General features: G+C 57.1%; 5 protein-coding genes. 2 read left to right on the top strand and 3 right to left on the bottom strand.

Annotated features, from left to right (window positions below):
- The 3 genes from AC4FAH_RS12705 to AC4FAH_RS12695 all read right to left on the bottom strand — a co-directional run.
- Positions 1 to 560 (bottom strand): DEAD/DEAH box helicase (locus AC4FAH_RS12705; protein ID WP_490246147.1); only part of this gene is annotated, 560 nt, incomplete at its 3' end.
- Entirely contained in the window at positions 557 to 1,333 is a 777-nt protein-coding gene (locus tag AC4FAH_RS12700; RefSeq protein ID WP_490246146.1) for a hypothetical protein, read from the bottom strand. The genes AC4FAH_RS12700 and AC4FAH_RS12705, both read right to left, overlap by 4 nt.
- Before the next feature lie 501 nt (positions 1,334 to 1,834).
- The gene (locus tag AC4FAH_RS12695) at positions 1,835 to 2,644 is read right to left on the bottom strand and encodes a helix-turn-helix domain-containing protein (protein ID WP_490246145.1); all 810 of its coding nucleotides are present in this window, start codon (positions 2,642 to 2,644) and stop codon (positions 1,835 to 1,837) included.
- Positions 2,645 to 3,151: 507 nt separating this feature from the next.
- Here AC4FAH_RS12695 and AC4FAH_RS12690 point away from each other — a divergent pair.
- Together AC4FAH_RS12690 and AC4FAH_RS12685 are read left to right on the top strand one after the other, a co-directional pair.
- On the top strand, positions 3,152 to 4,201 hold the full coding sequence (locus tag AC4FAH_RS12690; RefSeq protein WP_175090749.1) for a phosphotransferase enzyme family protein: 1,050 nt from the start codon (positions 3,152 to 3,154) through the stop codon (positions 4,199 to 4,201).
- A partial coding sequence (locus AC4FAH_RS12685; protein WP_483237421.1) for an aminotransferase class III-fold pyridoxal phosphate-dependent enzyme occupies positions 4,201 to 4,679 on the top strand: 479 nt, incomplete at its 3' end. The genes AC4FAH_RS12690 and AC4FAH_RS12685, both read left to right, overlap by 1 nt.

The following is a 4,679-nucleotide window of genomic DNA, read 5'->3' as shown; positions in this document are numbered from 1 at the left end:
CTGCCATCAGTGCGCCAAGGAGTGCCTGACAAGGCGAGCGTAAAGCGAACATCGCGCTCCAATGCCAAGAGCGCCAACCCCCACTGATTGGCGCCGGCGGCTGCCGAGCTGGTGTAGGTGCTTTTTGCGGCGCATGCTGTCGCGCCGGCGGCATGGTGGCTTTCGTCCCAGACCAGCAGGACACGTCCTTGGCGACAGAGTTGCTTGAGTTCCTCCAGGCGGAAGCTGAGCGCTTGATAGGTCAGCGCGATACCGACATCTCCCAGTCTGCCCTGCATGGGGCGCCCCAGAATTTGCGAAAACGTTTCACGCGCACGCTCCACCACGGCGGAGGTGGGGCCCAGATAGATGACGTGATCAATGCTCCCGTTGAGAATCAGCTCCTCAGTCAGGACGGCCGCCATCAGCATCTTGCCCGCACCCGGGGTGGCCTGGCACAGGAAATGGGGCTGCTGATCCGAAAGGCGTTGAAGCGCTGTCTCAATACAACGCGCTTGCCAAGCTCTGAGTGTCGGGCTTGTCAGAGAGGGCAGTAATCGATTGATCTGACGCGGCGTCATGAGGCACCTCCAGCATGGCGTTTTGCACAGAGCGCCAGCACGGCGGCCAGTTGTCCCTGGAGTTCGCAGGCGCGCTGAATCGCATCCTCCTGGAGTGGAGCAATGTCGGGTTTCGCCTCTGGATAGTCCTTTGCCAATTGATAGAGGTGCTCGGCTTCCGCCTTCGCGGCCCGCATAGATTTTTTCAAGGCTCGACGTTGTTCCTGCAGTGCTTTATCGAGCGGTAGATGCGATGTGCTGTCGGTTTTCGACGTAGCAAGATCCTGTCGATTGCTCGACAGTGGGATGTCCGGTGAGCGCTCCGAAGTGCTATCGATGAGTTGATAGACGCGGCGACGTTTACCGATGGTATCGGACTGGACAGCGTGACCATCAATCACCAAGCGATCTATCAGGTCACCGACACGCTGCAGGACAATAATGGGCTTATAGCCTGCCAACTCTGGATGTTTCATCAGCTCGTTACGGCAGCTGACTTTGGTGAAATGGGTCGGCTTATCCTTCAGTGATTTCAACCACTGCTGGAAGTGCTGTTTGATCAGCTGTCCCCGCCGATAAGCTGCCGCAGTCGAGGAATCTTGGAAAGTTGAAGAGTTCGAGGTGTGAGGGGGAGGAGAGCGATGCTGATTCTCTGAGGTGGTGGTAGGTGACGAGTCGTGTGACGCCGAAGTCTCAGGCATTTTGGAAGACTCGGCTATTGCCTTGCCCGTAACAGAGGGCATATGAGGAGTAGATGAGGCTGTTGGGATGGTGTGAGAAGAATTCGAGGTCATGACAGCACCTCGCTGCAGTCGCCAGCGATACGTGCATGACAGTCTTGGGAAGGGGGATCGGGGTAGCCGCCATAGGGAGTGGGCAGATCGGGGCTACGCGGAGATGCCGTAGTCTGAATGACCATGGTTGAAGCTCCTTTTGCTATTGGAGCCGCTCCCGCTGTCGCCAAACAGTGATGGGGGCGGCCGTACGCGGGTTGGCGAACCGGCGCAAAAGGAAACCGGCAGACCCGGAGGTCTCCCACGCACGACCGCCATAACGCATGGCAGGCACAAAAAAAGCGCCAACCATGGTCTGGGCGCTTGTGCGCCTTTTGCTATTCGAGTCGCCAAACCCGATCGGGGATTTTGCCCCGATGCTCAAAATTTAGCAGATGGTCGATGGGAGGTAAATATCACTTGTTCGATTCGTCACTGATAATCGGTCTGACATCCCGACGAGAATGGAAGATCATCGGTTACCGAGAAGATCTCTGAAGTGCCCAGTGCACTTGAACCCCTTCACGCTTCCAACATGGGGTTGGCGCGATAACGTGACAGCGTCACCGACGGCCGCTCGCCAAACAGATGACGATAATCCTGCGCGAATTTTCCCAGGTGATAGAACCCCCAGTCATTGGCAATCTGGCTCACCGTACTGGTGCTGTCCGGGTCACATAGCCGACGTCGTACATGGTTGAGGCGGTTCAGGCGAATGAAGTGCATCGGGCTGATACCGAGAATGCTTACGAAGCTGTTGTGAAGCGTGCGCTGGCTGACATGGGCGATGTCACACAGGGTGTCGATGCTGATGGGGGCAGAAGCACTGCCATTCGCGTAGTCACGTATCTTCGCGACGACTTGACGCCGGTGGTGATAGCTCGGGTAGCGCTCAGGGAGAGGGGTCTTTTCGTGCAGGATGGTGTTGACTGCCAGAGATAGAATGTCCTGGTGGACCTGTACCTCGAACCCCGCACTTTGACGCTTGAGCAGGCATTCCATCAGGAAGGTGGCGGCCTGCCGAGTCTTGGATGATACCTCCAGACGCATCACCTGTTGTGGGTCTGCCTCCAGCAATGCCAGTGCCGACTCTCCCGCGACGTTCACCAGCCAGTCCCGCCGTATCACCAGACTATAGATCGCGAAGTCATCAGGCGTGGTCAGTTCAAAGTCATGGTCTCCCGGCTGACACATGATGTCCTGCGTTTGCAGAGAGTAGCCATTGATACGGCAAGGTACCCGAGCTGCCGGGATGCCCAGCCACAGCGAATCCGGCCAGACATGACATTGCTGCCCGAGCGCATGACTGGTGTATTCCTTGAATACCTGCATGTGAGGCAGGTGAAGTTCATCGATACGGCCATAGAATCTTCCCTCGCCGTATTGTTCATATTCCTGTGACCAATCGGTCAGGTTGCCGGCCTGTTCATTGACGTCCCATGCCTCCCGCGTGCACTTGCCTGGTGCGAGTGAATCTTTCCTGTTCTTCCCTGTGGCATCGTCTGCGCCTGCTAGTGACACATATTGTGGCATATCGCGTGTAACTCATTGTTTTTCGTGGTTAAGCAAGGTTTGCCGGATGCTGATAACGCTCTCCCTTGCTGTGTCGTTAGTCTGTACATGCAACTTTCGCGCACATCTTCAAAGAGGGAGCGGGGTTTCGGAATATCGATTCGCATACCCATGCCTGTTTCTTCCGCGAAGTGGCACCGAGACCACAAGGACAAGAATCGCCGAGGAGGGCATGGCTTCGACAATGAGGCCGCCCTTCATGTGACATCGCGAGGCAGTGAGTATTTCGCAGCGTCCCGGCCTTTCTGATGTCAGCGAGGTAGTGAGATGTATACGGACACTCTTACAAATCAAATAAAAATTGAGTTGGCGCGCTGTCTGGAGAAATGGGGCCTATCGAAACAGGCTCAGGTATCGCTCCTGACCCTGTCGGAGAACGCGACCTTCATCGCTGAGGAGAGTGCGACAGGTCGCAAGATCATCATTCGTGTCCATCGGCCGGACTATCACTGCCGAGAAGAGATCGAGTCTGAATTGGCCTGGATACGCGCTATTCGGGTGACCACCGAGGTCAACACGCCAGCCCCTTTGCCGACTAAGACGGGGAGCCCTGTGCTGAGCATTTCCGTGGGCGAGCTGACATTACTGGTGGTGGCCTTTGAGCATGCAGCGGGGGCTGAGCCAGATATCGGTGACGGCTTGCCGGAATGGTTCGAGCGTCTCGGGGCTGTCACTGCGACCTTGCATGCGCACAGTCGTCGTTGGCAGTTGCCAGAAGGGTTCGTGCGCAAGCATTGGAATCTCGAGACGATGATCTCTGCGCAAGGGCTATGGGGGGATTGGCGTAATGCCCCCAGCATGACGATGAACGAGGCTCACACCATCAGTGAGGCCATCCCCTACATCAAGTCAGAGATCGCGTTATACGGCACGGCACCCCATCGCTATGGCCTGGTGCATGCCGACCTGAGGCTGACCAACCTGTTGGTGTCGGGAGAGGGCATGTCGATCATCGACTTCGATGATTGTGGCTTCTGCTGGTATGCCTATGACTTCGCTGCCGCCATCAGCTTTCATGAGACAGACCCCTGTGTTCCGCAATTGCGGGACGCCTGGCTCAAGGGCTATCGCTCGGTTGCTGAATTCTCGGCAGCGGATGAGGCGATGCTCGACACCTTCATTCTGATTCGCCGCATCTTGCTATGTGCCTGGTTGGCAACCCATCAGGAGAGCCAGGAAGGCCAGGCGTTGGGCAGTGACTTCAGCCGCGATACCGCGGTGATGGCACAGCGCTATATGACACAACGTGGCCATCCGGTACGCGATGGCTACCTACCTGATGATCTGCAACGACACCACAATGTGAGGATGGCGTGATGGAAAAGGTACGCGGGATTCTGGATCAGAACGCCTTCAGCATGGCGCACATCGACAAGGCAGATGCGCGAATCGGCGCACTGGTACGCAAGCGGCTGGAAACGGTAGGGCCTACATCCATGCTCTTCTATGAGGAGCCGCTGCACATCGTACGAGGGGAGCGGGTCTGGTTGTTCGATGATCAAGGCAAGCGTTACCTGGATGTCTACAACAATGTGCCGTCCATCGGCCACTGCCATCCTCGCGTGGTCCAGGCGGTCGCCGAGCAGATGGGGACCCTTAACGTGCACAACCGCTATCTGCACGAAGGCATTCATCGCTATGCCGAGCGCCTACTGGACACGCTGCCGCACACGCTCAATCGGCTGGTCATGATGTGTACCGGGAGTGAAAGCAACGACATGGCGCTGCGGCTGGCGCGTGGCTGGACGGGCCGGCAGGGTATCATCGTCACCGAGGCGGCCTATCACGGCAACAC

Source organism: Cobetia sp., from assembly GCF_983723665.1.
The sequence above is the reverse complement of the archived record's forward strand: the minus strand, read 5'-3'. Positions and strand labels throughout refer to the sequence as shown.

Coding starts and splice junctions, on each gene's coding strand:
- AC4FAH_RS12690 (WP_175090749.1), top strand. CDS start 3,152: ATGTATACGGACACTCTTACAAATCAAATAAAAATTGAGTTGGCGCGC.
- AC4FAH_RS12695 (WP_490246145.1), bottom strand. CDS start 2,644: ATGCAGGTATTCAAGGAATACACCAGTCATGCGCTCGGGCAGCAATGT.
- AC4FAH_RS12700 (WP_490246146.1), bottom strand. CDS start 1,333: ATGACCTCGAATTCTTCTCACACCATCCCAACAGCCTCATCTACTCCT.